At 53.6% G+C, this 25,469-nt stretch carries 25 protein-coding genes and 1 pseudogene; 18 read left to right on the forward strand and 8 right to left on the reverse strand.

All coding sequences use genetic code 11. From position 1 onward, the window contains the following. From GO013_RS17045 to GO013_RS13385, 9 genes are all read left to right on the forward strand, one after another. Positions 1-204: hypothetical protein (locus GO013_RS17045; RefSeq protein WP_203529615.1), on the forward strand; the 204-nt coding region annotated here is incomplete at its 5' end. Between the two features lie 60 nt (positions 205-264). Beyond that, positions 265-762: an LPS assembly lipoprotein LptE gene (lptE, locus tag GO013_RS13350; RefSeq protein ID WP_163811924.1), complete on the forward strand. Its 498-nt coding sequence runs from the start codon at positions 265-267 to the stop codon at positions 760-762. Positions 763-769: 7 nt separating this feature from the next. Continuing rightward, a complete protein-coding gene (locus tag GO013_RS13355; RefSeq protein ID WP_163811926.1) occupies positions 770-1,765 on the forward strand; it encodes a DNA polymerase III subunit delta in 996 nt (331 codons plus the stop codon). Then, positions 1,762-2,445 (forward strand): DNA repair protein RadC, encoded by a 684-nt coding sequence (gene radC, locus GO013_RS13360; protein ID WP_163811928.1) that lies wholly within the window; start codon positions 1,762-1,764, stop codon positions 2,443-2,445. The genes GO013_RS13355 and radC overlap by 4 nt, the downstream gene beginning before the upstream one ends. After that, positions 2,442-2,717 carry an acylphosphatase gene (locus GO013_RS13365; protein WP_163811930.1) on the forward strand — a complete coding sequence of 92 codons (276 nt, stop codon included), beginning with the start codon at positions 2,442-2,444 and terminating at the stop codon, positions 2,715-2,717. The genes radC and GO013_RS13365 overlap by 4 nt, the downstream gene beginning before the upstream one ends. Positions 2,718-2,815: 98 nt before the next feature. Next, positions 2,816-5,356 carry an endopeptidase La gene (gene lon, locus GO013_RS13370; protein WP_163811932.1) on the forward strand — a complete coding sequence of 847 codons (2,541 nt, stop codon included), beginning with the start codon at positions 2,816-2,818 and terminating at the stop codon, positions 5,354-5,356. A gap of 288 nt (positions 5,357-5,644) precedes the next feature. Continuing rightward, positions 5,645-5,902, forward strand: coding sequence for a zinc ribbon domain-containing protein (locus tag GO013_RS13375; protein ID WP_163811933.1), 258 nt, complete (start codon positions 5,645-5,647; stop codon positions 5,900-5,902). A gap of 24 nt (positions 5,903-5,926) precedes the next feature. Next, positions 5,927-6,856: a hydroxymethylbilane synthase gene (gene hemC, locus GO013_RS13380; RefSeq protein ID WP_163811935.1), complete on the forward strand. Its 930-nt coding sequence runs from the start codon at positions 5,927-5,929 to the stop codon at positions 6,854-6,856. A 195-nt stretch (positions 6,857-7,051) separates the two neighbouring features. Next, complete coding sequence (locus tag GO013_RS13385) at positions 7,052-7,249, forward strand: hypothetical protein (RefSeq protein WP_163811937.1); 198 nt, start codon at positions 7,052-7,054, stop codon at positions 7,247-7,249. A gap of 116 nt (positions 7,250-7,365) precedes the next feature. On the opposite strand, the gene cobT is transcribed toward GO013_RS13385, so the two are convergent. After that, entirely contained in the window at positions 7,366-8,436 is a 1,071-nt protein-coding gene (cobT, locus tag GO013_RS13390; protein WP_163811939.1) for a nicotinate-nucleotide--dimethylbenzimidazole phosphoribosyltransferase, read from the reverse strand. A 156-nt stretch (positions 8,437-8,592) separates the two neighbouring features. Between cobT and GO013_RS13395 the strand changes: the two genes are divergently transcribed. Further along, positions 8,593-9,423, forward strand: a complete 831-nt coding sequence (locus tag GO013_RS13395; RefSeq protein ID WP_163811941.1) for a WcbI family polysaccharide biosynthesis putative acetyltransferase — start codon at positions 8,593-8,595, stop codon at positions 9,421-9,423. A gap of 585 nt (positions 9,424-10,008) precedes the next feature. Here GO013_RS13395 and GO013_RS13400 read toward each other — a convergent pair. From GO013_RS13400 to pyrR, 3 genes are read right to left on the reverse strand one after another with little or no spacing between them, the layout of a single operon-like run. Further along, on the reverse strand, positions 10,009-10,611 hold the full coding sequence (locus GO013_RS13400; protein WP_163811943.1) for a hypothetical protein: 603 nt from the start codon (positions 10,609-10,611) through the stop codon (positions 10,009-10,011). Continuing rightward, positions 10,608-11,144: a homoserine kinase gene (gene thrB / locus GO013_RS13405; RefSeq protein ID WP_163811945.1), complete on the reverse strand. Its 537-nt coding sequence runs from the start codon at positions 11,142-11,144 to the stop codon at positions 10,608-10,610. Before thrB ends, GO013_RS13400 begins: the two co-directional genes overlap by 4 nt. Before the next feature lie 2 nt (positions 11,145-11,146). Further along, the gene (gene pyrR, locus GO013_RS13410) at positions 11,147-11,689 is read right to left on the reverse strand and encodes a bifunctional pyr operon transcriptional regulator/uracil phosphoribosyltransferase PyrR (protein WP_163811947.1); all 543 of its coding nucleotides are present in this window, start codon (positions 11,687-11,689) and stop codon (positions 11,147-11,149) included. 166 nt (positions 11,690-11,855) lie between these two features. On the opposite strand from pyrR, the gene GO013_RS17270 reads away from it, so the two are divergent. The 3 genes and pseudogenes from GO013_RS17270 to GO013_RS13425 all read left to right on the forward strand — a co-directional run bounded on the left by GO013_RS17270 (position 11,856) and on the right by GO013_RS13425 (position 14,450). Then, a complete protein-coding gene (locus GO013_RS17270; RefSeq protein WP_163811948.1) occupies positions 11,856-12,203 on the forward strand; it encodes an IscA/HesB family protein in 348 nt (115 codons plus the stop codon). A 274-nt stretch (positions 12,204-12,477) separates the two neighbouring features. Continuing rightward, a pseudogene (locus tag GO013_RS13420) lies at positions 12,478-13,922 on the forward strand (catalase). A 213-nt stretch (positions 13,923-14,135) separates the two neighbouring features. Further along, positions 14,136-14,450: an IscA/HesB family protein gene (locus GO013_RS13425; RefSeq protein WP_163811950.1), complete on the forward strand. Its 315-nt coding sequence runs from the start codon at positions 14,136-14,138 to the stop codon at positions 14,448-14,450. Between the two features lie 196 nt (positions 14,451-14,646). Here the strand turns inward: GO013_RS13425 and GO013_RS13430 are convergent, their stop codons facing one another. Both GO013_RS13430 and GO013_RS13435 read right to left on the reverse strand, forming a co-directional pair. Continuing rightward, a complete protein-coding gene (locus GO013_RS13430) occupies positions 14,647-15,885 on the reverse strand; it encodes an AMP-binding protein (RefSeq protein ID WP_163811952.1) in 1,239 nt (412 codons plus the stop codon). A gap of 169 nt (positions 15,886-16,054) precedes the next feature. Next, positions 16,055-17,476 carry a sigma-54 dependent transcriptional regulator gene (locus GO013_RS13435; RefSeq protein WP_163811954.1) on the reverse strand — a complete coding sequence of 474 codons (1,422 nt, stop codon included), beginning with the start codon at positions 17,474-17,476 and terminating at the stop codon, positions 16,055-16,057. Positions 17,477-17,775: 299 nt separating this feature from the next. Between GO013_RS13435 and GO013_RS13440 the strand changes: the two genes are divergently transcribed. The 5 genes from GO013_RS13440 (at position 17,776) to GO013_RS13460 (ending at position 24,337) form a co-directional block, all read left to right on the forward strand. Further along, positions 17,776-19,872, forward strand: coding sequence for a glycosyltransferase (locus GO013_RS13440; protein WP_163811956.1), 2,097 nt, complete (start codon positions 17,776-17,778; stop codon positions 19,870-19,872). Beyond that, positions 19,844-21,424, forward strand: coding sequence for a glycosyltransferase family A protein (locus GO013_RS13445; protein WP_163811958.1), 1,581 nt, complete (start codon positions 19,844-19,846; stop codon positions 21,422-21,424). The genes GO013_RS13440 and GO013_RS13445 overlap by 29 nt, the downstream gene beginning before the upstream one ends. A gap of 93 nt (positions 21,425-21,517) precedes the next feature. Continuing rightward, positions 21,518-22,852 carry a sigma 54-interacting transcriptional regulator gene (locus GO013_RS13450; RefSeq protein ID WP_163811960.1) on the forward strand — a complete coding sequence of 445 codons (1,335 nt, stop codon included), beginning with the start codon at positions 21,518-21,520 and terminating at the stop codon, positions 22,850-22,852. Positions 22,853-23,002: 150 nt separating this feature from the next. Beyond that, entirely contained in the window at positions 23,003-23,353 is a 351-nt protein-coding gene (locus GO013_RS13455; RefSeq protein ID WP_163811962.1) for a dinitrogenase iron-molybdenum cofactor biosynthesis protein, read from the forward strand. Between the two features lie 111 nt (positions 23,354-23,464). Continuing rightward, positions 23,465-24,337 carry an Mrp/NBP35 family ATP-binding protein gene (locus GO013_RS13460; protein WP_163811964.1) on the forward strand — a complete coding sequence of 291 codons (873 nt, stop codon included), beginning with the start codon at positions 23,465-23,467 and terminating at the stop codon, positions 24,335-24,337. Between the two features lie 106 nt (positions 24,338-24,443). Here GO013_RS13460 and GO013_RS13465 read toward each other — a convergent pair whose 3' ends face one another. Both GO013_RS13465 and GO013_RS13470 read right to left on the reverse strand, forming a co-directional pair. Then, positions 24,444-25,094: an HD-GYP domain-containing protein gene (locus GO013_RS13465; RefSeq protein WP_343219571.1), complete on the reverse strand. Its 651-nt coding sequence runs from the start codon at positions 25,092-25,094 to the stop codon at positions 24,444-24,446. Between the two features lie 39 nt (positions 25,095-25,133). Continuing rightward, positions 25,134-25,457, reverse strand: coding sequence for a tetratricopeptide repeat protein (locus tag GO013_RS13470; RefSeq protein ID WP_163811968.1), 324 nt, complete (start codon positions 25,455-25,457; stop codon positions 25,134-25,136). Positions 25,458-25,469 lie beyond the last annotated feature (12 nt).

The following is a 25,469-nucleotide window of genomic DNA, read 5'->3' on the forward strand; positions in this document are numbered from 1 at the left end:
GACAATTTGCCCCAACAAAAAAACGGCCCCCGCCGGGAGGGCGTGGAAGCGGTTCGGGTGCGCAGCACCCACCCTGGCTCCGCGCCAAAGGCGCATTCTTTTTCTTCTCTCCTCTTCAAAAAAACATCGCCGCTGCAAGCGGCATCCCCTCTCTTCAAAGGCCGGCTGCTCGAAGCACCCCCCTTCCCCCCTATATCAAAGTAGACCTTTCCTCCATTTCCCATTAGTATTCATCAATTCAAAAGCCCGACATGGAGAACACGCATGACCTGTCTTCGATATTACGCACTTTTTTTCATACTCATTCTGACCGGGTGTAGCGGCTATTCCTTTGGCGAAGGCGGCACTTCCGTCCTGCCACCAGAATACAGAACACTCGCAGTCCGCGAAATTTCCAATCCAACCACACTGTCGTGGCTGGAACCGAGACTGCGCAAGCTGCTCCGAGACGAATTGAATAACCGCGGCACCATCACTTGGGTCGATACGCAAAATTCCGCCGACTCTGTCATCTCCATCAAAATCACTCGCTACAATCGCCCCACAGCGGTTGCTGGCGGCGACGATGAAACCCTGCGCTCCGTGGCCTCCTTCTCGTTCGAGGCAACCATTTACGCCACCATAGATGACTCGGTCCTTTGGCGATCAGGCGAAATCTCACAAACGTGGCCTTTTTTCACTGGCGACGAAGCCCAGGCCGATGCGGAAGTCACCAGACTCGGTATCCGACGACTGGCTGACCGTATGACCCAAAACTACTAGGTGCGTCATGACCCGTCCCAAATACCTATTCCTGATCTGCCCTGACCCGCAGCTCATCAAGGCCCAAATCGAAGAACGCCTCCAGGCTTCCGGCCAAACCAACTGGGAGACAAAAACGTTTTGGGGTGACGACGAAGACCCACTGCCCAATACATTCTGGACAGATTTGACCATCAAATCACTGTTCCCCCAGCCCAAAGTCCTCGTTGTCCGGCGCGCACATACACTCAAAGCCGAACATTGGGACAAACTCGACGCAAGCGTCAAAGGACTTGGCACAGACATTTTTCCAGTCTTTTGCCTTGAAGGGTTGTGGAAAGGGAAAAAGCCGCCAGTCCCCGTGGCATTGTCTCGCCGAGGGCTTTTCAAAAAAGCGAAAAAAGAGCAATGGCTCTGGGAATCAAAAGGACTGGATCAACGGTCACTGACCAACTTTGTCAAGGCGTGGGCCGCCCGTGAAGGGTTGACCTTTGAACCAGGCGCGGGACAAGCACTGGCCTTTGCCCTGCCCATGGATGCCGTGGCCGCACGATTGGAACTCGATAAAATAGAACTTGCGACGGGTGACGAACGAGTCGTTCGCAAGGAATATGTCGATCTCGTGGCCCAAACCGGCGAAATGCCTTTTTTCGATTTCATGGACGCTTTGAGCCAACCCGGTGCCGAAGTGGCGATCTGGAAGCGCGTACTGGACGACCATTCCAAATCAGCCAAGGACCAGATGCTGTTCAACCTCATCGGATTTCTGGCCAGCCAGGCCCGAATGTACTGGATGCTCGCCAACGGAGAAAATCCCAAAGGCAACCCATACATGCTCAAAAAAAAGGCACCGGTCGCGCGGCAACTCGGCAATCGCGGCGTAGCCCGCATGATTGATCTGGCATTGGAAGCCGAACTCTCTCTCAAAACAGGCGAACGCAAATACGAAGAAGCACTGGACATCCTTATGGCCGGACTCATTGATGTATTTCAACCCAAAAGACCCGCCCGCCGAAACCGATGACCAAACCCGATACGCCGCATTACCTCGGCCATCGTCAGCGACTGAAGGCCAAACTCGTGGACAATAGCCGTAGCTTGGCGGATTATGAAATCATGGAACTCGTGCTGGCACAGGTCCTGCCTCGCCGGGACACCAAACCCCTGGCAAAAGAACTCATCGATCGATTCGGATCACTCAAGGACGCCATCACCGCGCGTCCCGATCAATTGAAAACCATCAAAGGCATTGGCCCAGCCGTTACCGTCCACTGGGCCTTGTTACAGGAATTATACGCCCGGATCGGCGAAACCCAGGCCCGAAGCGGGCAACCGTTGTCCGATCCCAGAGACGTGGCTCAGGCGGCCATGGCCCGACTCGGCGGCAAGGGAGTCGAAGAATTCTGGACCGCATTTCTGGACTCGAAAAATCGCGTTATCGCGTGGGAAAAGATCGGTAACGGCACAGTCAACGCGGCTCCGGTATTCCCCCGGGAAATCATTGCCATGGCACTCCGTCTGGAAGCAGTCAGCATCATCCTGGCACACAATCACCCCGGCGGAGACCCAACCCCTTCCAAGGAAGATGTGCTGCTGACAGGCATGATAAAAGAAGCCGCGCGCAGTCTGGATATCACTGTCCACGATCATATCGTGGTCACGGACACAGCCTATTGCAGTTTTTATGAAGAGGGCTATCTGTGACCCACCAACTCCACGCCATCATCCATGGAAAGGTCCATGGAGTCTGGTTTCGGGCGTGGACTCGAGATGTCGCGAAAGAAAACGCGATCGTGGGATGGGTTCGCAACCGCCCGGACGGGACCGTCGAAGTCCTGGCACACGGGAGAAAAACCGCCCTTGAAGACTTTGAAAATCGCCTTCGGGAAGGACCACCATTGGCACGGGTCTCGCGCATGGATCTTTCCTGGTCCGAAACGGATACCGAACTCGCGGCTTTCGTCATTTGTCACTAAAAAGGCATTTTTCACAAAAATAATATACTTGCAAACAGGATTTAACGACTTATTAGGTGTAACACACGCTGTTTGCACTCAAATGAGAGGTTATCCCCTTGAGCAAAAAGAACAAAAAGACTCCAATCCGCCCCACGCGAATCAAGCGAAAGAAATCGGATATCGTCAAAGATAAGGCTCCGGCCAACAAACCAAAAAAACCTGAATCAGACACAAAAAAATCCGGTGGTGAAGAATTACCGGATATCATCGAAGCCCTGACGAGCCAAGGCGGCAACGCAGGACTCTTCGGCGACGGAACCGGCATGACCGGCCCTGACCCGTCTGAAATTCCTCATACTCTGCCGGTTTTGGCAGTGCGGGATATCGTGGTCTTCAATTACATGATCCTGCCCCTGTTCGTGGGCCGTGAAAAATCGGTACAGGCCGTTGATGCGGCCCTGTCCGGCGATCGGTACATCCTCATCCTGACCCAAAAGGATGAAACCGTCGAAGACCCCACTGATGAACAACTCTACCGGACCGGCACCGTGGGCATGATCATGCGGATGCTCAAAATGCCCGATGGCCGACTCAAGGTCCTCGTTCAAGGTCTGGCCAGAGCCAAGGTCACCCGTTTTTCGTCCACTGACCCATACCACATCGCCGAACTGGAACCGCTGCCGGAACCGGAAACAGAACCCCTGACTGCGAAACAGGAAGCCCTTGTCCGCTCCTCCCGTGAACAATCTGAAAAGATACTGACACTCCGGGGCATCTCGGCACAGGACATCATGTCCGTGCTGAACAATGTGTCGGAACCGGGCCGACTGGCTGACCTGATCGCGTCCAATCTGCGCATGAAAGTGGAAGACGCCCAGAAAATCCTCGAATGCCACGATCCCATGAAACGCCTTGAGATGGTTAATAAACAACTGCTCAAGGAAGTTGAAGTCGCCAGTATGCAGAACAAGATCCAAACCATGGCCAAAGAGGGCATGGACAAGGCGCAACGCGATTTCTACCTGCGCGAACAACTCAAGGCCATCAAACGGGAATTGGGCGACGAAGGCGATGAATCCGAAGAAATGGAAGAACTTCGCAAGGGCATCACCACATCCGGAATGCCCAAGGATGTCATGAAAGAGGCGATCAAGCAGCTCCGACGCCTTGAGTCCATGCACGGCGAATCTTCAGAAGCCACGGTTATCCGAACCTATCTCGACTGGATGACCGAACTGCCATGGAAGAAAACCTCCCGCGACCGATTGGATATCAAAAAAGCCGAAACCATCTTGAATGATGACCACTACGATCTCGAGAAGGTCAAGGAACGCATTCTGGAATACCTGAGTGTCCGCAAACTCAATCCCAAGATGAAAGGGCCGATCCTGTGCTTTGTGGGTCCTCCCGGTGTGGGAAAGACCTCACTTGGCCGCTCCATCGCCCGGTCCCTGGGACGCAAATTCCATCGCATGTCCCTTGGCGGAATGCGTGATGAAGCGGAAATCCGCGGCCATCGCCGGACCTACATCGGGGCCATGCCCGGACGCATCATCCAGGCTATCAAGCAATGCGGCACCCGCAACCCGGTCATCATGTTGGATGAAATCGACAAACTCGGCTCGGATTTCCGGGGCGACCCGTCCTCTGCGTTGCTGGAAGTCCTTGATCCAGAACAGAACTTCACGTTCACCGACCATTACCTGAACGTCCCGTTTGATCTGTCAAAGGTCATGTTCATCTGTACGGCAAATATGCTCGACTCCATTCCCAGCCCGCTGCTGGACCGTATGGAAGTCATCCGCATTCCGGGATACACGGAACAAGAAAAGACTGTGATTACCCGCCGCTACATCCTTCCTCGTCAGATCACCGAAAATGGACTGAAGGAAAAGGAAATGACGATCAGCGACAAACTGATTGCCAAGGTGGTCCGTGAGTATACCCGCGAAGCCGGACTGCGTAATGTGGAACGCGAAATCGGAACCCTGTGTCGCAAAATGGCCCGCTGCAAGGCTGAAGGAGAAAAAGGCCCGTTCAAAGTCACGGCCAAAAACCTGTACACCCTGCTCGGACCGCCGCGTTTTCTGGACGATGAAAAGGAAACCACCCTGCCTCCGGGAGTTGCTGTGGGGCTGGCTTGGACACCATATGGCGGAGAGATCTTGCACATCGAGGTGACGACCATGCCCGGCAAAGGCCGACTCACCCTGACCGGCAAGCTTGGCGATGTCATGAAGGAATCGGCTCAGGCCGCCCTGTCCATCGCCCGCACCATGGCCGAAGAATATGGCATTGATCCCGGATTCTCGGAAAAAATGGACATCCATGTTCACGTTCCCGCAGGAGCAACGCCCAAGGACGGCCCGTCAGCCGGCGTCACGCTGGTCACCGCACTGGTGTCCGCCCTGACCAACATTCCTATATGCCCGGACCTGGCCATGACCGGTGAAATAAGTCTCCGAGGCCGAGTCCTGCCCGTGGGAGGCGTCAAGGAAAAGATTCTCGCAGCGGTATCACGCGGTATGAAAAAAGTCCTGATCCCGTCTCAAAACAAAAAGGATTTAAGCGAAATTCCTGACGAATTACGAAAACGAATCAAAATCGTTCTCATTGAAAAAGTGGACGAAATCTGGCCACAAGCCAAGGTCTGCTAATTCCTGACCCAAAACATCTTCACAGGCCCCTGAACAGCAGTTCCGGGGCCTGTTTTCTTATCTGAAAACCACGTACAAAAACTTCTGGGAATCATCTGCCTGTTCCCTACGATGGAACGCAGTCCTCTTCGCATCCAGAAAAAGGACCACGAATTTCCCTTTTTCCAAGCTGGACACGGCCTATCCACGACTTATCTTCATTGCGATACATTGCCAGATCAGCCCTTTTCGGCTATGGAAACTCTCTGCCGAGGCAATTCGGTATAAAACATCATTTCGGAGCATGTCATGCCCATATTTGAATACAAATGCAGCGATTGTGGCCACGAATTCGAAGAACTCGTTTTTGATCGGGATGAATGTCCCCCCTGCCCCAAATGTCAATCCGCCAACACGGGCAAACTTATGAGCGCGGTCCGCTCCAAGGTCAATGGCGGAGCCTCTGCTCCGGCAGCCAATCCGGGCGGCGGCGACTCGGGTCCGAGCTTTTCCGCGACCTCCCCGTGTTCCGGTTGCTCCGGCGGGGACTGCTCCAATTGTGGCTAACATTTTATCATCAAAAGGTTTGCAATGAAAAATTTGACCATCGCCACCCGAGGCAGTGAACTGGCTCTCTGGCAGGCGGACCACATCAAGGACCGACTCGAAGCCAAATACCCCGACCTGACGGTGAATTTGCTGAAAATCAAGACCAAGGGTGACAAAATTCTCGATGTGCCGTTGGCAAAGGTCGGCGGCAAAGGTCTCTTCGTCAAGGAAATCGAAGAAGCCCTGCTGGACGGTCGCGCTCAATTGGCAGTCCATTCAATGAAAGACGTTCCCACCAAATTGCCGGACGGCCTTGAAGTCGGCATCATTACGGAACGCGGTGCTTCCACCGACACCCTGCTTTCTGTCAAGTATCAGGGACTTGAAGGCCTGCCCAAAGGTGCCGTGGTCGGCACTTCCAGCCTACGCCGTCAATCCCAGCTCGCCGCGCTGCGGTCCGATCTCAAGATCGAATCATTGCGAGGCAACCTCAACACCCGTATCCAGAAATTGCTGGACGGCAACTTCGACGCCATTGTGGTCGCCACAGCCGGACTGGAACGCCTCGGCATTTCCGCGCCCAAACGGGAAGAACTCGGCCCGCCCGAATTTCTGCCCGCAGTGGCACAGGGCGCGCTCGGCATTGAATACCGGTCCGACAACGCCGAACTGATCGAGATGCTTCAGTTCCTCGACCATGCCCCCACCAAGGTGCAGGTCATGGCGGAACGGGGCTTTCTGACTGGTCTCGACGGCGGATGTCAGGTTCCCATCGCCGCATGGTCAGTGCTCACAGACGACTCGGTTCACCTGACCGGTTTCGTAGCCGACGTGGACGGCTCTCGTCCCATTCGTCTTGAAATCGAAGGCAAGGCCGCTGATGCCTGGGACCTCGGCATGGAATTGGCCGACCAGGTCTGCAAAGCCGGTGGCAAAGAAATCCTCGACGAAGTATATAATCGCGAATCATAGCCGCCAACGACCGTATTTCGCGGTTTTTGACGATTTTTTTTTGCACCACATAACTCTATGAAAAAACTCACTGGAATCCGGCTCCCGGGGGAACGCATCCCCCGCGACCCGGCCCATCCCCTAAAGGTTTGCTCCGGCACGTCGATAAAAACAGCATACGATATATTCAACCACCCACTCACGGAGGTTCGGATTATGGAAATTGCTGGATGTGATAGACAGAACATGAACCTGGCGGATCAAATCAAAAACATTCGCAAGGTCAAACTTCAGCGGGACGTCTTGGAAAACCCGGAAATGGCCCGTCAACTTGTCAAAATTGAGGCCACCGGCATCTACAACGCCAAAGGCGACGTCATACAAGCCGTCACCGGAGATCTTGGCGATGCGTAGATTCGAATGGAATCTTTCACAAAAAAAGAGGCTGGACACATAATCCAGCCTCTTTTTTTCAATAATTTCAGTAATTCAATAGTTCTTTCAACAACGAACATTTGCCATAATTCGACTTAATCGTCAGCTTCATCCACACCCGCGTCCGCAAATGTCGCCATGTCGTTGTAAATATTGGCCGCGCACCGAACCAGGAACATGGCACAGGCCGCGCCAGTCCCTTCACCAAGACGGAATCCGAGATCAAGATAGGGCTTGAGTCCCATGGCCTTGACCGCAGTCGCGTGCCCGGGCTCGGCAGAGGCGTGACTCAACAGACAATATTCCTTGACTGTGGGGCACAGCTTCCAGGCCGCGAGATATGCTGCGGTAGAAATGAAACCATCCACACACACCAGCTGCCGATTCTTGGCCCCGCCAATAACGAGACCGGCCAATGTCGCAATTTCCAACCCACCGAGTGCAGCGAGAATCGCAAAGGCGTCACCAGAATCGACCACGTCGGCATTAACGGTCAACCCCTTCCGAATGACATTGACTTTGGAAGCTATCTGATCAGAACCAAGTCCGGTTCCGGGTCCGGTCATGGATTCGGGATCAAGGCCCAAATAGGCACAATACAAGGCCGTTGACGACGTGGTATTGGAAACGCCCATTTCACCGGTTCCAAGGGCTTTCACCCCTTCATCGTGCGCACGGTCAGCCAGAGAAATACCAAGCTCAAGAGCCTGAAGGCACTGTTCATGCGTCATGGCCGGGCCCTGCGCCAAATTGGCGGTTCCCGGTGCGACCTTGGCCTGAATGAGCTTGGGATGGTCCTCATAGGTACCACCGCAACATCCGGCGTCCACCACAAAAAGTTGCGCCCCGACCGTCTGAGACATGACGTTGATTCCGGCACCGTCATTGAGGAAATTCAAGACCATTTGCCGCGTGACATCCTGAGGATACACACTCACCCCTTCGGCATTGACACCATGATCTCCGGCCACGGTATAAATCCGCATGGGGTCAACTACAGGCTTTTGACCTTCCTGAATCCGAAAGAGTTGGATTGCCAAATCTTCCAAACGACCAAAGCTACCCAAGGGCTTTGTCAAATTATCCAGATGAGCCTGCCCCTTCTCAATAAGAGCCACATCAAGCGGTTTGATTGCGGCCAAAGCCGCTTCAAAAGTCGTCTTCATACTCTATTTCCCCAATGTATTTTTTTGTAAAAAAGAGCGATAGCCTGTCCAATCTCAGCTGTAAATACCCAAATTCCGCCATTGCCTGACTTTTTGAACCATGCTAGGAAATTGACGTCTGTTTATAGACTCTTTCACCAATTCTTGCACAAAATAATGAAAAGAAAACTCTGTATTGTTCATGCCAACTGTCAGGGCGAGCCACTCATTCAACGGCTCATGACCTGCGCTGATTTTTCCGACACCTTTGAATGCAGACTTTTCACCAATTATATTCACGAACCCATTCCATCGGATCTTCTGAACACCTGTTCCCTCTTTCTCTATCAGTATCTCTCTGCCGACTGGGGGAATCTGGCCTCGCACACGCTGCTTTCACACCTACCTGACACGGCCCGGTCACTGTGCATTCCCAACATGTTTTTCACCGGCTATTGGCCCACCTGGTCAAGCAGGCCGGGATTTGATTATCGCTGCGACTATCTGGACGCGTTCGTGGACCTCGGCCTTCCGGCAGAAGAAACCATGATTCTGGCCCTGCATTCAGACATTGCGGCAAAACATGACCTCCCAACGCGGTTGACCGAGACCTTCATGCAGGAACGGACCCGAGAGCAACACACGCCCATTCGATATACCGACATCATCGAAAAACGATTCCGGGAGGTCCGATTGTTCAATACCATCAACCACCCCGGTCCACTGCTCATGAACCACGCGGCCAAAGGTGTTCTGACTGAACTGGGATTCACTCCGCCCCCGGACGCAACATTGGAAGCCCTGGGTGACCCGTTCCCGGAATTCCATCTCCCGATGAATCCCCGGGTCGCCGAAACATTCGGGTTGTCCTTTGGCGGTCCAGACCACATGTATCCCGTGTATGGCCAGACAATGAACTACGGCCACTGGGTGGCACACTACATCAGTGCCAGACAGGCAAATATCACGGATTTCATCGGCTTTTTGCTGGCGCTTCACGAAGCATAAGATCATGGAAAAGAAGTCGAACGATCGACGCACACGACTTCATCCCCACACCAATCTCTTCGAGCCATCAAAACCAGCAACGATGCAATCGGCCAACAGTTTCGCCCCGCAAAGACGCTTTACCCCATCACGACACAACGACATGAAGCCGAAGCTTCGAGAAGTGGTCGAGTGGGAGGCGCAAGGGGGATTCGCCCCGCAGCGGACTCTTCAGTCCGTGAGGACGCGAATTCACCGCAGCAACGATGCAATCGGCCAATGGTTTCGCCCCGCAAAGACGCTTTACCCCATCACGACACAACCACATGAAGCCGAAGCTTCGAGAAGTGGTCGAGTGGGAGGCGCAAGGAGCATTCGCCCCGCAGCGGACTCTTCAGTCCGTGAGGACGTGAATTCACCGCAGCAACGATGCAATCGGCCAATGATTTCGCCCCGCAAAGACGCTTTACCCCATCACGACACAACCACATGAAGCCGAAGCTTCGAGAAGTGGTCGAGTGGGAGGCGCAAGGGGGATTCGCCCCGCAGCGTACTCTTCAGTACGTGAGGACGCGAATTCACCGCAGCAACGATGCAATCGGCCGCTTATCGAAGCTTCGGCGGGCCAAGGACGATCATTTCGGCAATAGTGTGGTCCACTTTGGGGAGTTGTTGGAGCTTTTTCCCGACAAATTGCATCTCCAGCATGACCAGATTCTTGTACAGAGGGGTGCGATCCACAAAAGGCGGAGTCTCCATGTCCTTGGTAAGATCCTGACATCGATAACACCCCGGGAAATGGATGGCCTGCCCGGTGGGCTTGACGAGCATGTTGGGAACGCCGTGCATCCGGCAAATCATGAGCCGATGCTTGTACAATCCACATATGCCCTGCTTCTCATCGATATTCAGGGGACACATGATGTGCGGCCGCTGGCCCTGAGACAGTGCTGCCTGCGCCTGCTCCACATAGGCCTGAGCCTTGTCCTTGATGGACTCCAGACGATCGGCTGGGAGCTGCTTCAACCCCTCCCACATGTAGGCCCATTCCACATAGGTGTGGTGCTGGAAAAACGAGAGACAACAGTTGTCCCCACACCCGTCACACCGCATTCCAATCGGCTCGGCCACATCATTGTACCGATCAACCATTGTATCATAGATGGCAGCCAGTTTGCGAAAAGCCGCCTTGGGGGTCAATTTATTCATGCAAAATCCACGTGTTCGAGAATGAGAGCCACACTTTCTTCCGGAGTATTCTCAACGGTGCTGACCACAATGTCAGCGGCGGCTCGATACAAAGGCTCCCGTTCATGATACAGGTCGCGCATGGTCGTGCCCGGACTGATGGCAAGTCCCCGATTTTCAGCATCGCCCACGCGCTTGACAAAAGTGGCTTCGTCAATGTCGAGCAAAACCACTGGACCAAGCTTCTTGAGCTGCGCCATGGCCTTGGGACCATAGATGACACTTCCACCCGTTGAAATGACCGTGCGGGTCAAATTCAATTCAGAAACAAGCTGTTCTTCAATATGCAGGAATTCATCCAGACCGTGGGTATCAAGAAGCACCTGCAACGGCATGGCATAATATGATTCAAGATACCGATCCGTGTCGAGCTGTCCCCAACCAAGACGCTTGGCCAACAACGAGCCGAGCGTAGACTTCCCGGCAGAGGCCATGCCCACCAGCGTGATGCACGGCAACGGAATCGGGTCTCGCTCCAAGGGAGTGAATGCCATGACTATTCGCCTCGCACCAGGCAGACTTTATCTTCATTGTCCCGCTCGACCACCAACACGTTAACGTGCTCGTCGCCCAACGTATCAACCCGCTTGCCAACATAATCCGCCTGAATGGGCAATTCGCGGTGGCCCCGGTCAACCAGAACCAGCAATTCAACACACCGGGGACGACCATAATCCAAAATGGCTTCAAGCGCGGCCCGAACCGTCCGCCCGGAATAGAGTACGTCGTCCACCAAGACGATCGTCCGACCTTCGACATCATACCCGATTTCAGAACAATTGATGGTCGGGGCCAATTCCAGATTGGTGGTCCAGTCGTCGCGGTACAGATTGATATCGAGCTTGCCAAGCGGTACTTTGCGCCCCAGACGCTCATCCAACAATTTTTTCAACCGTTCGGCCAAATCGGCACCACGCCGTTGAATTCCAAGAATGGCAACGGTTTCGTCGTCGCCATGCCGTTCATAAATTTCAAAAGCCAGCCGCTCAAGCGTCCGGCTCATTTCTCTATCAGACAAGATGGTCCCGCATTCTTTCATCGTGGTGGCCTCGCTCCGTTATTCGCTGTTCTCGGGATTGAGGAAAGTAGCCCATACCACCAAGGGTGGTCAACATCTCGACCGAGAATATGCAACTTTCGATTTGACAATTACTCCTATTAACCTTACCTCTTCCTTTCCCGACCACAATTAGGAGGAAATAAACATGTTCGAAGTTACAGAAGCTGCTCAAAAACAGCTTGAAGGCTACTTCCAGGACAAGGACGCATCCCCCATCCGCGTGTATCTCGCGGCGGGTGGCTGATCTGGCCCACGCCTGACCCTGGCTCTGGATGAGCCTAACGATAAAGACGAAGTCATTGAAGCCGCGGGTTTGACCTTCCTTGTTGACAAGGAATTACAGGAACAAACCGGCAAAATCAAAATCGATATGACCTACTACGGATTCGTGGTGGAGTCGGAAAACCCGATCGGTGGCGGCGAAGGTGCAAGTTGCAGCTGCTCATCCTCAGGTTCATGTGATTCAGCCGGTTCCGGCGGGTGTGGCTGCTAACGCGACACAAACGCCTTTATACGACGATAAAAAAAAGGTCGGACCTTGTGCGAAACTCCGCATAAGGCCCGGCTTTTTTTTGTGATCGTCCCACTCCTTTTTCCTCCCATTTTTCTTTTCTTTCCTTTCCTTTCATTCTTTTTTTTCTTCCCCTCTTTTGCAAAGCATATTATTGTCGCACTACTCAGACGAAAAATGCGCTTTTTTCTCGGCTTTAACGGTTCAACCGCTTTGAATAAAACACAATGTCACATTCAATCCAGGGAGACGACCAATGCCCAAAAAGAAACTCACGAACAATTTCGGTGCCCCAGTGGCTGACAACCAAAACGTTCAGACCGCCGGACCTCGGGGACCACAACTTTTGCAGGATGTCTGGTTTCTTGAAAAACTCGCGCATTTCGACAGGGAAGTGATCCCGGAACGTCGGATGCACGCCAAAGGGTCCGGAGCCTTCGGCACCTTCACCGTCACCCACGACATTTCCCAATTCACCAAGGCCAGCCTTTTTGCTGAAGTCGGTAAAAAGACCCCGGTATTCGCCCGTTTCTCCACCGTTGCCGGAGAACGTGGCGCTGCAGACGCCGAACGCGACATCCGAGGATTCGCCCTCAAATTCTACACTGATGAAGGCAATTGGGACCTTGTGGGCAACAACACTCCGGTCTTTTTCCTCCGCGATCCGCTCAAATTCCCGGACCTCAACCATGCGGTCAAACGAGACCCGCGCACCAATCTGCGCAGTGCGAAAAACAACTGGGACTTCTGGACATCCCTGCCCGAGGCACTCCATCAGGTCACCATCACCATGAGTGACCGGGGTATTCCCCGCTCCTACCGACACATGCACGGCTTCGGCAGTCACACCTTCAGTTTTCTCAACGCGGACAACGAACGATTCTGGGTCAAATTCCACTTCCGCTCACAACAGGGCATTGAAAACATGACGGACGCCGAAGCAGCCGAAGCCATTGGCGTCTGCCGAGAAACCCACCAGCGGGATCTCTATGAGAGTATCGAACACGGCGCGTACCCCAAATGGACATTACGGGTGCAGATCATGCCTGAAAAAGACGCCGCCACATACGCACACAATCCCTTCGATCTGACAAAAGTCTGGTATCACAAAGACTATCCACTCATTGACGTCGGCGAACTGGAATTGAACCGCAACCCGGAAAACTATTTTGCCGAAGTCGAACAGGCCGCCTTCAATCCGGCCAGCGTTGTTCCCGGTATCGGTTTTTCCCCGGACAAGATGCTTCAAGGTCGACTCTTTTCCTATGGCGACGCCCAACGGTATCGTCTCGGGGTCAATCATCACCTCATTCCGGTCAACGCCGCCAAATGCCCGACGGGTATCACCGGGACGGTGCCATGCGCGTTGACGGCAACTACGGCAGCACGCTCGGCTATGAACCCAACAGTTATGGCGAATGGCAGGAACAACCCGAGCACAAAGAGCCGCCGCTCGAACTCGATGGTGCGGCATACAATTGGGACCATCGAGAAGACGACGATTATTACACCCAACCGGGCAAACTGTTCCGGCTGATGTCACCTGAACAACAACAGGTGCTTTTTGACAACACGGCCCGAGCCATGGGCGATGCCCCGGACGAAATCAAACAACGACACATCCAAAACTGCATGAAAGCTGACCCCAACTACGGTACCGGTGTGGCCGCAGCGCTCGGCCTCACACCGGATATTGCCTGATTCATCCCACACGTAACACTGGGAGAGCCTTTTTTTGAGGCTCTCCTTTTTTTGTGCTCAACCTCTTGGGAAAAAAGTATTTGCATCCCAAATCAACAGACAAAACCACGGTCAATTTCTCTCTTTCTCTGCAAAAAAAGATGCCCGCCCTCTTTACAAAGAACAATTCCTACTTAATTGGTATCAAACACAACAACGTTTAGGAGAATACAAATGATTACAGTCACAGAATCTGCACAGCAGGAATTGACCACATATTTTGCCGACCGCGACGTTCAACCCATCCGGGTTCATCTGTCTGATGGCGGGTGTTCCGGCATGAAATTGTCTTTGGCTTTGGACGAAGTCCGCGATGGCGACGCCTCTGTCGAGCACGGTGGCTTCACCTTTCTCATCAACGAGGAATTGGCCGAGGCATCAGGCAAAGTTTCCATTGATATGACCGACTACGGGTTCACCATTGAATCCGAAAAACAGGTCGGTACGAGTGGTGGAGGCGGCTGCTCCGGCTGCTCATGCGGCTGCTAGGCACACTTTTCGAAAGAAATTTCGCACAGCATAAAAAAACGCCCGGGCCAATCATCATCTCGATGCATGGCCCGGGCTTTTACGTGATCTACTTTTCCATTCCGCCCAAAACGGCTCTGCCTGAAAAATCAAAGGGGCAGTGCTCGCTTGGCACCGCCCCACTCGATTAGGACCGCAACCCGGCCTTAAAGCCGGTTTAATCGAAAGTCCTCTCATCGACGAGCCGGGGCGCGTCTTCCGGGAGTGTCCCGGGCGCGCAGGTCTCGACGACTGGTTTCAATTTCATCACCGATTGAAAATCGGTGCAGAACTTTTTCGTATTCAATGAGGTGACTGTTTCCACTGCCACCACAAGGAAGTCCCTGCCTTTATCATTTTTCACTAAAATCTGCCAGCCCGAAACGTCAGGATATCTCGCAAAAACGGTCGAAGCCTGCTCGGGGTATACAAACTGTCCTTTGACTTTGGTGACATCATCGACGCGCCCTTTCCATCCTGTCAATTTCCGCGCTGTTCGACCACACGCGCACACTGACGCATCAATCGATGACATATCGCCAGTGGCCAGTCGAACAAGTGGATAGTCCGTAAAAAACGGCGTGACCACCACTTCACCGATATCTCCATCCGGCACCGGTTCCCCGGTCGTCGGATCACAGATCTCCACATGTCGGTAATTCGACAGGTGCAGGCCGCCACGCTCCGTGCATTCGTAGGCCACACATCCAACGTCCGCCGTGCCATATCCCTCACGGACCGTAATGCCAAACATCTCTTCAACGTCACCCCGAAGCTCTTCCGACAATGGCTCCGCAGCCACATACGCCTTTTCAAGCGCGAAATCTTCCCGCACATCCACCCCCAAAGCCAATGCCCGCTCTCCGATCTCTTTCAAATAACTGGCCATGCCCACAAATGCCGTCACCGGCAGTCGGGTCAGCAACTCAATCTGTGTGTCCGTGTTTCCCGGTCCAGCCGGAATCACCCCGCATCCGATATCCCGAAGCGGTTGTTCAAACATCAGCCCTGCCGGGGTCATGTGATACGAAAATGTCATCTGAGTCAGGTCGCCAGGTCGAAAACCCGCCGCAAAAAAGGCCTCACTCCACGCCCAATAGTCCGGGTCCATACCTTCCGGATCAAAAATCGGTCCCGGGGACTGATACACTCTCGACAGTTGGCCCGGCTGACACTTCAAGAACCAGCCAAGACCATATTCCTGCTGCCATTGAATAATGTCCCGTTTCCTCAGCGGTGGAATTTTCCCGAAATCCTCCCACCCCTTGAAATCACGGGCACACGCCCCCATGGCCTCCAAACGGGCCTGAAATTCTCCTGACGAATGTTCCGCCTCAAGCACAACCTCACGCACGCCCTTCCACTTGCGCTTCATCCGCTTTTCACGAGGCTCAGTCTCATAGACGCTGTGATACATACTGCCTCCCTCTCGTCAAACACACGCTCCACCTGAGAAAAACCAGTATTCATTTACTTACGATAGATTCAGGAATATTTCACCCTAAACTTTCGAGAGATGCCTTCAGCGACTTGGGGGAAAGAGAAGGAGAGGGGAGGTCGGAGGCGAAACTCGACTAAGCGTCAAATTATACGTCAACACCCTGTTTTTTATACTCATTAAGCTTATTTCGCAGAGTCCGCACGGAGATACCAAGGAGTTCGGCGGCACGAGTTCGGTTGCCGGTTGTTTCTTCAAGACTTTTGAGAATAAGGCGTTTTTCCATTTCGTGAATGGGCATGACGGAAAGGGCCTCGTCCGGGGTGGATGGGGGGGCGGACTCGGAGACGGCCTGCTGTCCGGCATCGATTTCGGACAGATCATCAGGCATCCACTGTTCGTCGCCCATGAGAAAATGTTTGGTCTGAATCGGTCCCTGCCCGGCGAGAAGCACCGCGCGCTCCATGAGGTTCTGCAACTCTCGCACGTTACCAGGCCAATCGTATTTCATGAGCCACTGCTTGGCATTGTCCGAAAAAACCAACGGATCAAGTCCGTATGTGGCAGTGAACTTATTCGTAAAATATTCGGCCAGAAGAAGGACATCGTCGCCACGATCCTTGAGCGCGGGCAAGGTCAGGGGAATGACATTCAGACGATAGAACAAGTCCTGCCGGAACTTGCCTTCGCGAACGGTTGCCTCGATATCCCGGTTGGTGGTGGCCAAAACTCGAACATCGATGTGGACGGTCTCTACACCCCCCACACGATCGAATTCGGACTCCTGAAGCACACGAAGCAGCTTGGCCTGAAGGCCTAGGTCCATCTCCGTGATTTCATCCAGAAGAATGGTCCCGCCATTGGCCAATTCAAATTTACCGAGCTTGCGATTGATCGCACCGGTAAACGCGCCCTTTTCATGTCCGAAAAGTTCGGATTCAAGCAAATGCTCAGGCAGAGCCGCGCAGTTGATGGCGACAAAAGGCTTGTCCGTGCGATTGGAATTGTGATGCAGATAGCGGGCAAACATCTCCTTTCCTGTCCCGGAATCACCGGAAATCAACACAGTAGCCTTGGAACCGGCAACCTGTCTGGCAAGGGCCAAGACCCGCAATACGGCCTTGTGTCTGCCGATAATCTTGAATTTCCCGGGGACCGAAGACGGAGAAACAGACTTGGGTGTATTCCGCGCAATTGGCTCAGGTTCAGGATCAGGTTCAGGTGCGGGCAGGACAAGCCTGATTTTTTCCCAGACCAATGGTTCGATCCAGTAATCACGTGCGCCAAGCTCAAGATATTCCGTGGCCTGCTCGACAGAACCGGACGCCGTAAAGATAACGACCGGAGGGCAGCCTTCAAGAGCCTGAATCTGCGTTAAAAAAGCCCTGACATCGAACCCTCGCAAGTCTGGTCGGCATAACACGAGACAGGGGTTTGATTTCTTGATAAACCCGAGTGCGCCAGTAAGATTGTCGGCCAATCCGGCCTGCAACCCGGCCTTTTGCAAGGTAGGGAAGATGCCTGTGACGGACTGGGGTTCCGCGATGAAAAGTACTGTTCTGGCCGACATGATCCCTTCTTTTAGCCGTAAGTGGGACAGTTTACAAGAGGTTCACTGTTTTCACCGTTTGAACGGTGTTTTTGACCGCCTGTCAAGATGATTATTCCATCAACCAGCCTTCAGTTGTTTTGGATATCACGACGCTCTAAAGAGAATACACGAAAAGGAACAGGGAGAACACCTGCCGACCCTTGAGAGAACTTGAGAAGTCTCTGATTTGAATTCCATATGGTGCCCGTGCGCGCCTTGCCCTGCCGAGTGCCATCTGGTACTTCTCGAAAGCCTAACCGCTAACAAGAAAAAAGCCCATGAGAACATCCATACCTGTCCTATGTTATCACAATGTCAACGACATTGACGGCCATACGCCGGAACTTTTTTGCGAACACCTCGACGCCATGATCGACGCCGGGTGGCACACCATCTCCGCACGGGAACTTCTGGCCGTGACCCGCGGACAGATGAAAGCCCCGAAAAAGACCGTGGTGCTCACCTTTGACGACGGACACCTGTCCAACTGGCTGACCGTTGTCCCGGAACTGGAAAAACGGAACATGACCGGCACCTTTTTCGGGCTGTCCGATTTCACAATCGATGGTCCGGTACGCACGATGGAAACCGCCCCGGACATGGTGTCCATGCCGGATGCTTTCAGAAACGCCCATCTCAACGGCGATTTCTCCCAATTCATGACGACAGAGGAATTCAAGGCCATACTCGACAAGGGAATGGAAGTCTTCTCGCATGGCCGTCGGCACCAGGGCGCGTTTCTGGACCTCAAGCCATTGCAGCGTATGGGAAACAACGCCCATTGGGGTGCCTGGTCGATCTACCCGGGCTTCAATGCGGCCTGGCCAACCTTCAAGGTGGGCAGCGGATATGTGTATGACGGATTCCAACCCGTCCTTGACGGCTCAGGAGAACCCCGGTTCGTCCAACGCTCCACCGCTGACCGACTCGCCTTCTGCCGCCGGGACTTTCGCAAAAGCATGGACTGGATTCGTGAACTGAACGGATATGATGAACAACTTTTCTGCTGGCCATGGGGACAATTCTGCCCCGATGCACAGGATGAATTGCGCAAGGCCGGCTATGTGGGCGCATTCACCTTGGAACGGTGGGTCAACGCCAAAGGCACGAACCCATTCCGGCTCAATCGAATTGGTGTAGGCAAGAAGAAAACCGGCGCGTGGATTCAGTCCCGGTTGCGGATGTACGGGTCTGATCCGGCGGCACGCGTATTTTTCAAACTGCACACCAAACGGCCCGAGGTCCATCGAGTCTTGTTTACCACGGACTCCGTGAAACTCTCCGGTGGCAGTCGCCAGATGGTCAACAACATCAAGGCCATGTCCGAAATGGGTATCACAACGTATGCCCTGCTCACCAGTGACAGCCCCATCAATGACGCGCTCAAGGATCTGGATGTGGAAATCATCCACTTCGACGGATTCCGACACTATCTCAAGGCCGGTCGATTCCTGAAAAAACTGGTCAAAGAACACGCTATCGACGTGGTCCACACCTTTCACAATCGGGCATACAAAATGGGCGTGCTGGCCCGACTCATGGGGGCCAAATACAAACTGTTCATCAACCGGGGTGTCATCTCCAAGCCCAACTCGATCTTTTTTCTATGGACCGCACTGGCCAATGGCGTCATCACCAACTCCCGCCAATGCGCTGATATCCTGCGCGCCCACCATGTGCTGAAAAGACGGCTCAATGTGGTGTACAATGCCTATGTCGGACCGGATTTCGGCACGCCAAAACCGCGCAAGAAACGGGGCATCCGTTTCATCTACATCGGCAATAATGCCCATATCAAAGGATATGATGTCTTTCTCGATGCCGCCGCAGCCCTGTGTGAAAAAGGGTGCCGCGACATGGAATTCGTGGCCGTGGGTGTCCCTCAAGAAATATCGGGGGATCTTGCCGCACACCTGACACCGGCTGTTCGGGAACGACTTCGGGCGACCGGAACCATCCCACACAACCAGGTACTTGAAGAACTCGCATTCGCGGACGTGCAGGTTATGACATCCCGCAAGGAAAGTCTGCCCAACGTCCTGCTTGAAGGATTCGCCCTCGGCGTTCCGGCCATTTGTACCCGCGTGGGTGGCGTGCCGGAAATCATTCAAGATGGGGTGAACGGATTTTTGTGCGACAACGAAGACAGTGCGTGTCTGGCCGAAAAGATGCAGGCAATGGCTGACGACTCGAAAATCCGGTACTCCATGGGATATGCTGGACACGCCTTGGTCAGCACCATGTTGACCCCAGAGGCAAAAGGCCGCAATCTCATGCGCGTCTACATGGGCGAAAGACTCGACGAGCCGCTGGATTTGAACATGTTGCCAACCGTACAGGACGAAGATGAACCCTTTGGACACAGCGAGCACTGATTCCCTGACCGGGGCATGGCTGTCGTTGCCAGCCCCTCTCAAGGCCAAATTGCGTCTGGGATTTACCGGCACGCGTCATCTGCTTGATATCGCGGCATGGTGCATGGCTTCTGGCGCTCCAACCCTGAACCCCATTGCCTTGGACGCGCTTGAAACCGCACTCCGGGAAAATCCGCTCAACGGCATTCTGGCACAAAGCCTCCTCGCCAATACACGAGTCAAACACCTGCTGTCTCAAGACAAATTGAACCAACTGGCGATCGTCACCACTCACTACCGCCCCCCGACCTCCCCTGACGACTCGCTCTCTCCGCATCACACAGCTGACATCGCGGCACAGCAGGACGCTATCAGTCGGCATATCAACGACACGCCAAACAACTTGTATTGGCTGGAGCAGGGAATACAAGTCGGACTCTTTGCAAAAGACACCAAAAAAAGTGCTGAATTGTATGAATTCATCACTAAGCCAGGTGTCAAAAGAGTCTTCAAAACCGCAATAGACACCATTTTTAAAGATCGATTTTCGATAAAAGACACTCAAGATCATAATTTTCTGAAAAAGGTGGGAACAACACCATGGAATACGAACCGACTTTTGCGGACGTATGACGCACTGACCGGAGTGGCTGACGAAAAAAAACCTGTGCCGGGTTCGGTCGCGATCCTGATCCACTCATCCAATAACGCGGACGGATTGGACGCAACCCTGACTTCATTGATTGAATCTGACATTTCCGAAGCATCGTTGTTCATCATGGATCACGGCTCGACCGACCGGACTCCAGCCATTTTAAAGACATGGGCTGGCCGATTCGCCACCCGATTCGGGCCGAATCACTGCTCGATCATCACCCTGCCCATCCCCATCGGCAACCCAGCGGCCAAAAACTGGTTGCTCCATCTGGACGCCGTGCGCGATCACGACTTCATCTGTCTGCTTGATGACGCGGTGACCGTTGCCCCGGACTGGCTTTCCAGACTCGGAACAGCCGTCCTTCAGTACCCCGATGCCGGAGTCTGGGGCGGCAAATTGGTCAATCATGCCAACCACAACCACATCATCAGCACAGATCATCACCTGTTGGTCGAACCAGACGCGGTCATGAACCTTTCCCGGCTCGCCCCCAACCCATTCTCTTTTTCTGCACTACACAGCCAGACACGAAACAGCACCACTTTCGAATTCATGCGTCCCTGCGCCGCTTTTTCAGGTGGATGTCATCTTTTCCGCACCCCCACACTCCTGGAAACAGGCGACTTTGCCATCCAGTTGTCACCAGCCGACTATGACACGACCGAATATGCCATCCGACTGTGCTCACGCGGCCTGTTCCCGGTCTGTCACGGGCATCTGCCGTTTCACACACTCCCTTCGACGCATATTCCCGCGATGACAGGCATCCCCCATAGCAGCAACGCCCTCGGCAATCGGTACAAAATGCAAACAATGTATGATGTTGAAGAAATACAAGCTATTGCCGCAGCCGAACACGCCACTCTTGACGCTGATATCCTGACCAAACTGCAATTTTTTCAAACCGTGCGATAAGAAAAGACACGACCTTCCTGGCAAGGGATAATTTTTCGCCCAAAAAACCATTTCTTGATTGGCAGAACGGCTGTCCACGGGTACAGTCCTCCCATGTCATTCCCAGCCAACCTTCCTCTTGAGGATGTTTTCGCCTCCATTGCAGATGGACTGTTCACCGTCGATACCGATTGGAACATCACCTATTTCAACGAGGCCGCACAACGCATCACCGGCATCGGCCAGACAGAGGCCATGGGATGCAAATGTTGGGACGTCTTCCGATCGTCTCTGTGCGATGGGCATTGTGCCATCAGCCAGTGCATGAAGGCCGGAGGCCGGATCGTCAACAAATCCATTTTCATCGTGCGAAGCGACGGTAGCACGCTACCAATTTCCATCTCCGCCTCGACCCTCCACGACAGTGATGGGCAGGTCATTGGCGGCGTGGAAACATTTCGCGATCTCACGGAAATCCACTCCATCCGACGACAGGCCAAAGATATTTACCGATTCGAAAACATTGTGGGTCGAAGTCAGGCCCTGGAAAAGATCTTTCGCATCCTCCCACGCATCAGTGACAGCGAGGCAACCACCTTGCTCCTGGGGCAATCCGGGACCGGCAAAGAACTCTTTGCCCGGGCCATCCACAACCTCAGCCCCCGCAAAGATGGCCCATTCGTGCCTGTCAACTGCGGCGCACTGCCCGACACATTGCTGGAATCCGAACTCTTCGGCTACAAAAAAGGCGCATTCACGGACGCTCGCACCGACAAACCGGGCCGATTCGAATTAGCGAATAAGGGCACGGTTTTTCTGGATGAAATCGGGGACATGCCCGGCAAGCTCCAAGTCAAACTTCTCCGGTTTCTGCAAGACAAAATGTATGAACCATTGGGCGGCGTCTCGCCTGTTCATGCGGACGTGCGCGTGATCGCGGCCACCAACCGCAATCTGGAACAAGCCGTTGCAGACGGCAGCTTTCGACAGGATCTGTACTACCGACTCAACGTCGTCACACTGACCCTGCCACCACTCAAAAAACGGCCAGAAGACCTCCCCCTGTTGATCGACCATTTCCTCGAAGAATTCAACGCCATGCAGGACAAATCCATTCAAGGAGTGAGTGAAGACACCCTTCACATCCTCCTGCATCACGAGTTCCCCGGCAACGTCCGCGAGCTGGAAAATATCCTTGAATACGCCTTCATCCTCTGCCGAGAAGGGTTCATTCAGGTCGAACACCTCCCGGAATATCTCCAGCCGGACAAACCGGAAACCGACGGACCACATCCACTGCGCGGAACCATGAACGATATCAAACGTCGCGCTGCACGATACGCCGTGGAACGCAACCACGGGAAAAAAATGGCGGCCTGCCGAGACCTGGGCATCACCAAAGACACCCTGCGAAAGATGCTCTCCGTCATCCAAAAGACAAAAAAATAGCCCACCATACTTCTTATGGCGAAAAATTCGCCTGCTGTACTTTCTCAATTTTCTTCAAGCATCTGATTTCATGGGACTTAATCTATTGGCACGGTCCATGCTATATAGAAAAATGACGGCAAGAGTCCTGCCGAACTTATGGAGAAAAGCATGAAAGCAGATTCTACAAAACTCATCTGTCTGGCGTGCTATCAGGACCGGCTGGCATCCGTGTGTGAAAACGCGGATGGATACAAGCTTTTTGAAATAAATGACACCAAATTTTACCCCGCAGGCCTCCTATCCCTTCCCTCAAAGGACCCTATGGACAGGACATCCGCCATATTGGCCTGCGGGGTAACTGTCTTTTTATGCGGTGCCATTCGAAACAGGACACGCACACGACTCGAAGAAGGTGGTGTGACTGTTTTGGGCTGGCTCACCGGCACACAAGAGCAAATTCTTGAAGGATTCCTCAACAAAAAGCTGCATGAACTGACCATGCCAGGCATTCAGGTTTGACTTTTTTCAAACGAGCATTATTTCTGAACAGCCCACACGGGACAGTATTCCCAAGGGTGGTTATCGACATTGCAAAGGCGGCGTCATACCGTCATTTTTTAGGAGTATAGTATGAGTGAATGCGAAGGATGCACTTCTGCGGCACCTGATGGGAGCTGCACCAGCTCTACAGGCTGCAATCAGGAAGAATTGAAACTGCAAAGAACCCTTGGCCGCATCAAACACAAGATCGTGGTCATGTCCGGCAAGGGCGGGGTTGGCAAATCCACTGTCGCCACCAACATTGCCGTCGCACTCTCCCTGGCCGGCAAGAAAGTCGGTCTGCTCGATGTGGACGTGCATGGACCGAGCCTCCCCCGGATGTTGTCCTTGAAAGGACAGAAGCCGCACATGGGCGACAAGGTCATGGAACCGGTTCCCTGGAGCAAAAACCTCTCGGTCATGTCCCTGGGCTTTTTGCTCGAAGATGACCGCCAGGCCGTTATCTGGCGTGGCCCAGTCAAAATGGGACTGATCAAACAATTCGTTGAAGATGTCATGTGGGGCGATCTCGATTACCTGATCGTTGACTGCCCCCCGGGCACCGGCGACGAGCCTCTGTCCACCCTGCAAACCCTCGGACCCACGGCCATCGGCGTTATCGTGACAACTCCGCAAGGTGTTGCCATCGACGACGTGCGCCGCTCGGTCTCATTTGTCGGCGAAGTGGGCAACCGAGTCCTCGGCATCATCGAGAACATGTCCGGTTTTGCCTGCCCCAATTGTGGCACGGTCCACGACATCTTCAAATCAGGTGGCGGCGAGGCCTTGGCCAAGGAAGCTGGTGTCCAGTTCCTGGGACGGATTCCTCTGGACCCCGAAGTGGCCAACTCCGGCGACGAAGGATTCCCCTTCCTGAAAGTGCACCGCGACACTGCGACAGGCAAGGCCATGGAAGCGATCATTCAGCCCATGCTTGAGCTGCCCGATCCGCCCACGGCATAATGTCCTGAAAGAAATGGCTTTGAATGCCATTTTAGCAAAAACAAAAAATCCCTCTGATGCCATTGTATCAGGGGGATTCTTTCATGACAGACTGAGAAACAGACACTCACACATCCTTTTCCTTGGCAGACAACACATCCACCATCCCCTCGATAGCAGCGGCCACCCCTTCGAATGCCTGTACCACACGGGGATCAAACTGTGTGCCTGAACAACGGAGTACTTCTTTTCGCGCCGCCTCAAAATTCTTGGACGGTCGATACGGGCGGTTCTGCAACATGGCGGACACGCTATCAGCAACAGCAATAATCCGCGCGCCCAGCGGGATCTGTGCTCCAGCCAGGCCATCCGGGTAGCCCGTGCCATCATACCGTTCATGATGATGCAGGACCATATCCACGACCCCAAGGCTCTTCAGGGCGGCAACAGGCCGAAGGATATCCGCCCCGGCCCGGGGGTGGCGACGCATGGCACGCCACTCACTGGGGCTCAACGAGCCTTGTTTTTTCAACACTGCATCCGGGACACCAATTTTTCCGATATCATGCAGATGCCCAGCCACATGGATGATATCGGCCTCATTGGGCGACAACCCCATGGACAGGGCCAATGCGTGAGAGACTTCGGCCACTTCTTCGGAATGCATGGAGGTGTACGGATCCTTGGCATCAATGGCAAACCCGAGGGATTCGGCGAACTGATGCAGAACGGTGGTCACAAAATGCGCAGAATTCGGACGAATCGGCCGAATTTTCACCCCACTCCCCCCAAAGGCAAAGCACGAGTCGGAAAACATTTATGCAGCCCCTGCCAAATTTGATGATGTCAATTTCGTCATGTTCCGAACAATTGCCTTGTGCAGGGAATTTCCAACTCCGGCACCTTCTACCGCACGATGTGCTGCAAGCTCGAAGCACGCCAACGCCTCTTCGGTCTTGCCAGAAACCTGATGCACCAATCCCATATTATTTCGAACCTTGGCTTCATGCAAAACCGATCCCATTTCCTTGGCCAGACGATCTGCCTGAACAAGTTGAAACAAGGCGTTTGCCATTTTACCATCATTGCATGCTTTCATTCCTTCCCGATTGAACAATCCAAGTTGACGTAACAGACTCATCGAAAACTCCTT

This window comes from Pseudodesulfovibrio sp. JC047 (assembly GCF_010468615.1).
Taxonomy (GTDB): domain Bacteria; phylum Desulfobacterota; class Desulfovibrionia; order Desulfovibrionales; family Desulfovibrionaceae; genus Pseudodesulfovibrio.

What these genes read in the sequence shown, in the direction of transcription:
- thrB (WP_163811945.1), bottom strand. Translation starts at nt 11,144, where the DNA reads ATGGCATTCACTCCCTTGGAGCGAGACCCGATTCCGTTGCCGTGCATC.
- hemC (WP_163811935.1), top strand. Translation starts at nt 5,927, where the DNA reads ATGAAAAATTTGACCATCGCCACCCGAGGCAGTGAACTGGCTCTCTGG.
- GO013_RS13455 (WP_163811962.1), top strand. Translation starts at nt 23,003, where the DNA reads ATGAAAGCAGATTCTACAAAACTCATCTGTCTGGCGTGCTATCAGGAC.
- GO013_RS13450 (WP_163811960.1), top strand. Translation starts at nt 21,518, where the DNA reads ATGTCATTCCCAGCCAACCTTCCTCTTGAGGATGTTTTCGCCTCCATT.
- GO013_RS13430 (WP_163811952.1), bottom strand. Translation starts at nt 15,885, where the DNA reads ATGTATCACAGCGTCTATGAGACTGAGCCTCGTGAAAAGCGGATGAAG.
- GO013_RS13435 (WP_163811954.1), bottom strand. Translation starts at nt 17,476, where the DNA reads ATGTCGGCCAGAACAGTACTTTTCATCGCGGAACCCCAGTCCGTCACA.
- GO013_RS13470 (WP_163811968.1), bottom strand. Translation starts at nt 25,457, where the DNA reads ATGAGTCTGTTACGTCAACTTGGATTGTTCAATCGGGAAGGAATGAAA.
- GO013_RS13440 (WP_163811956.1), top strand. Translation starts at nt 17,776, where the DNA reads ATGAGAACATCCATACCTGTCCTATGTTATCACAATGTCAACGACATT.
- GO013_RS13395 (WP_163811941.1), top strand. Translation starts at nt 8,593, where the DNA reads ATGAAAAGAAAACTCTGTATTGTTCATGCCAACTGTCAGGGCGAGCCA.
- GO013_RS13400 (WP_163811943.1), bottom strand. Translation starts at nt 10,611, where the DNA reads ATGAATAAATTGACCCCCAAGGCGGCTTTTCGCAAACTGGCTGCCATC.
- GO013_RS13425 (WP_163811950.1), top strand. Translation starts at nt 14,136, where the DNA reads ATGATTACAGTCACAGAATCTGCACAGCAGGAATTGACCACATATTTT.
- GO013_RS13460 (WP_163811964.1), top strand. Translation starts at nt 23,465, where the DNA reads ATGAGTGAATGCGAAGGATGCACTTCTGCGGCACCTGATGGGAGCTGC.
- GO013_RS13385 (WP_163811937.1), top strand. Translation starts at nt 7,052, where the DNA reads ATGGAAATTGCTGGATGTGATAGACAGAACATGAACCTGGCGGATCAA.
- GO013_RS13375 (WP_163811933.1), top strand. Translation starts at nt 5,645, where the DNA reads ATGCCCATATTTGAATACAAATGCAGCGATTGTGGCCACGAATTCGAA.
- GO013_RS13445 (WP_163811958.1), top strand. Translation starts at nt 19,844, where the DNA reads ATGAACCCTTTGGACACAGCGAGCACTGATTCCCTGACCGGGGCATGG.
- GO013_RS13355 (WP_163811926.1), top strand. Translation starts at nt 770, where the DNA reads ATGACCCGTCCCAAATACCTATTCCTGATCTGCCCTGACCCGCAGCTC.
- pyrR (WP_163811947.1), bottom strand. Translation starts at nt 11,689, where the DNA reads ATGAAAGAATGCGGGACCATCTTGTCTGATAGAGAAATGAGCCGGACG.
- radC (WP_163811928.1), top strand. Translation starts at nt 1,762, where the DNA reads ATGACCAAACCCGATACGCCGCATTACCTCGGCCATCGTCAGCGACTG.
- lptE (WP_163811924.1), top strand. Translation starts at nt 265, where the DNA reads ATGACCTGTCTTCGATATTACGCACTTTTTTTCATACTCATTCTGACC.
- cobT (WP_163811939.1), bottom strand. Translation starts at nt 8,436, where the DNA reads ATGAAGACGACTTTTGAAGCGGCTTTGGCCGCAATCAAACCGCTTGAT.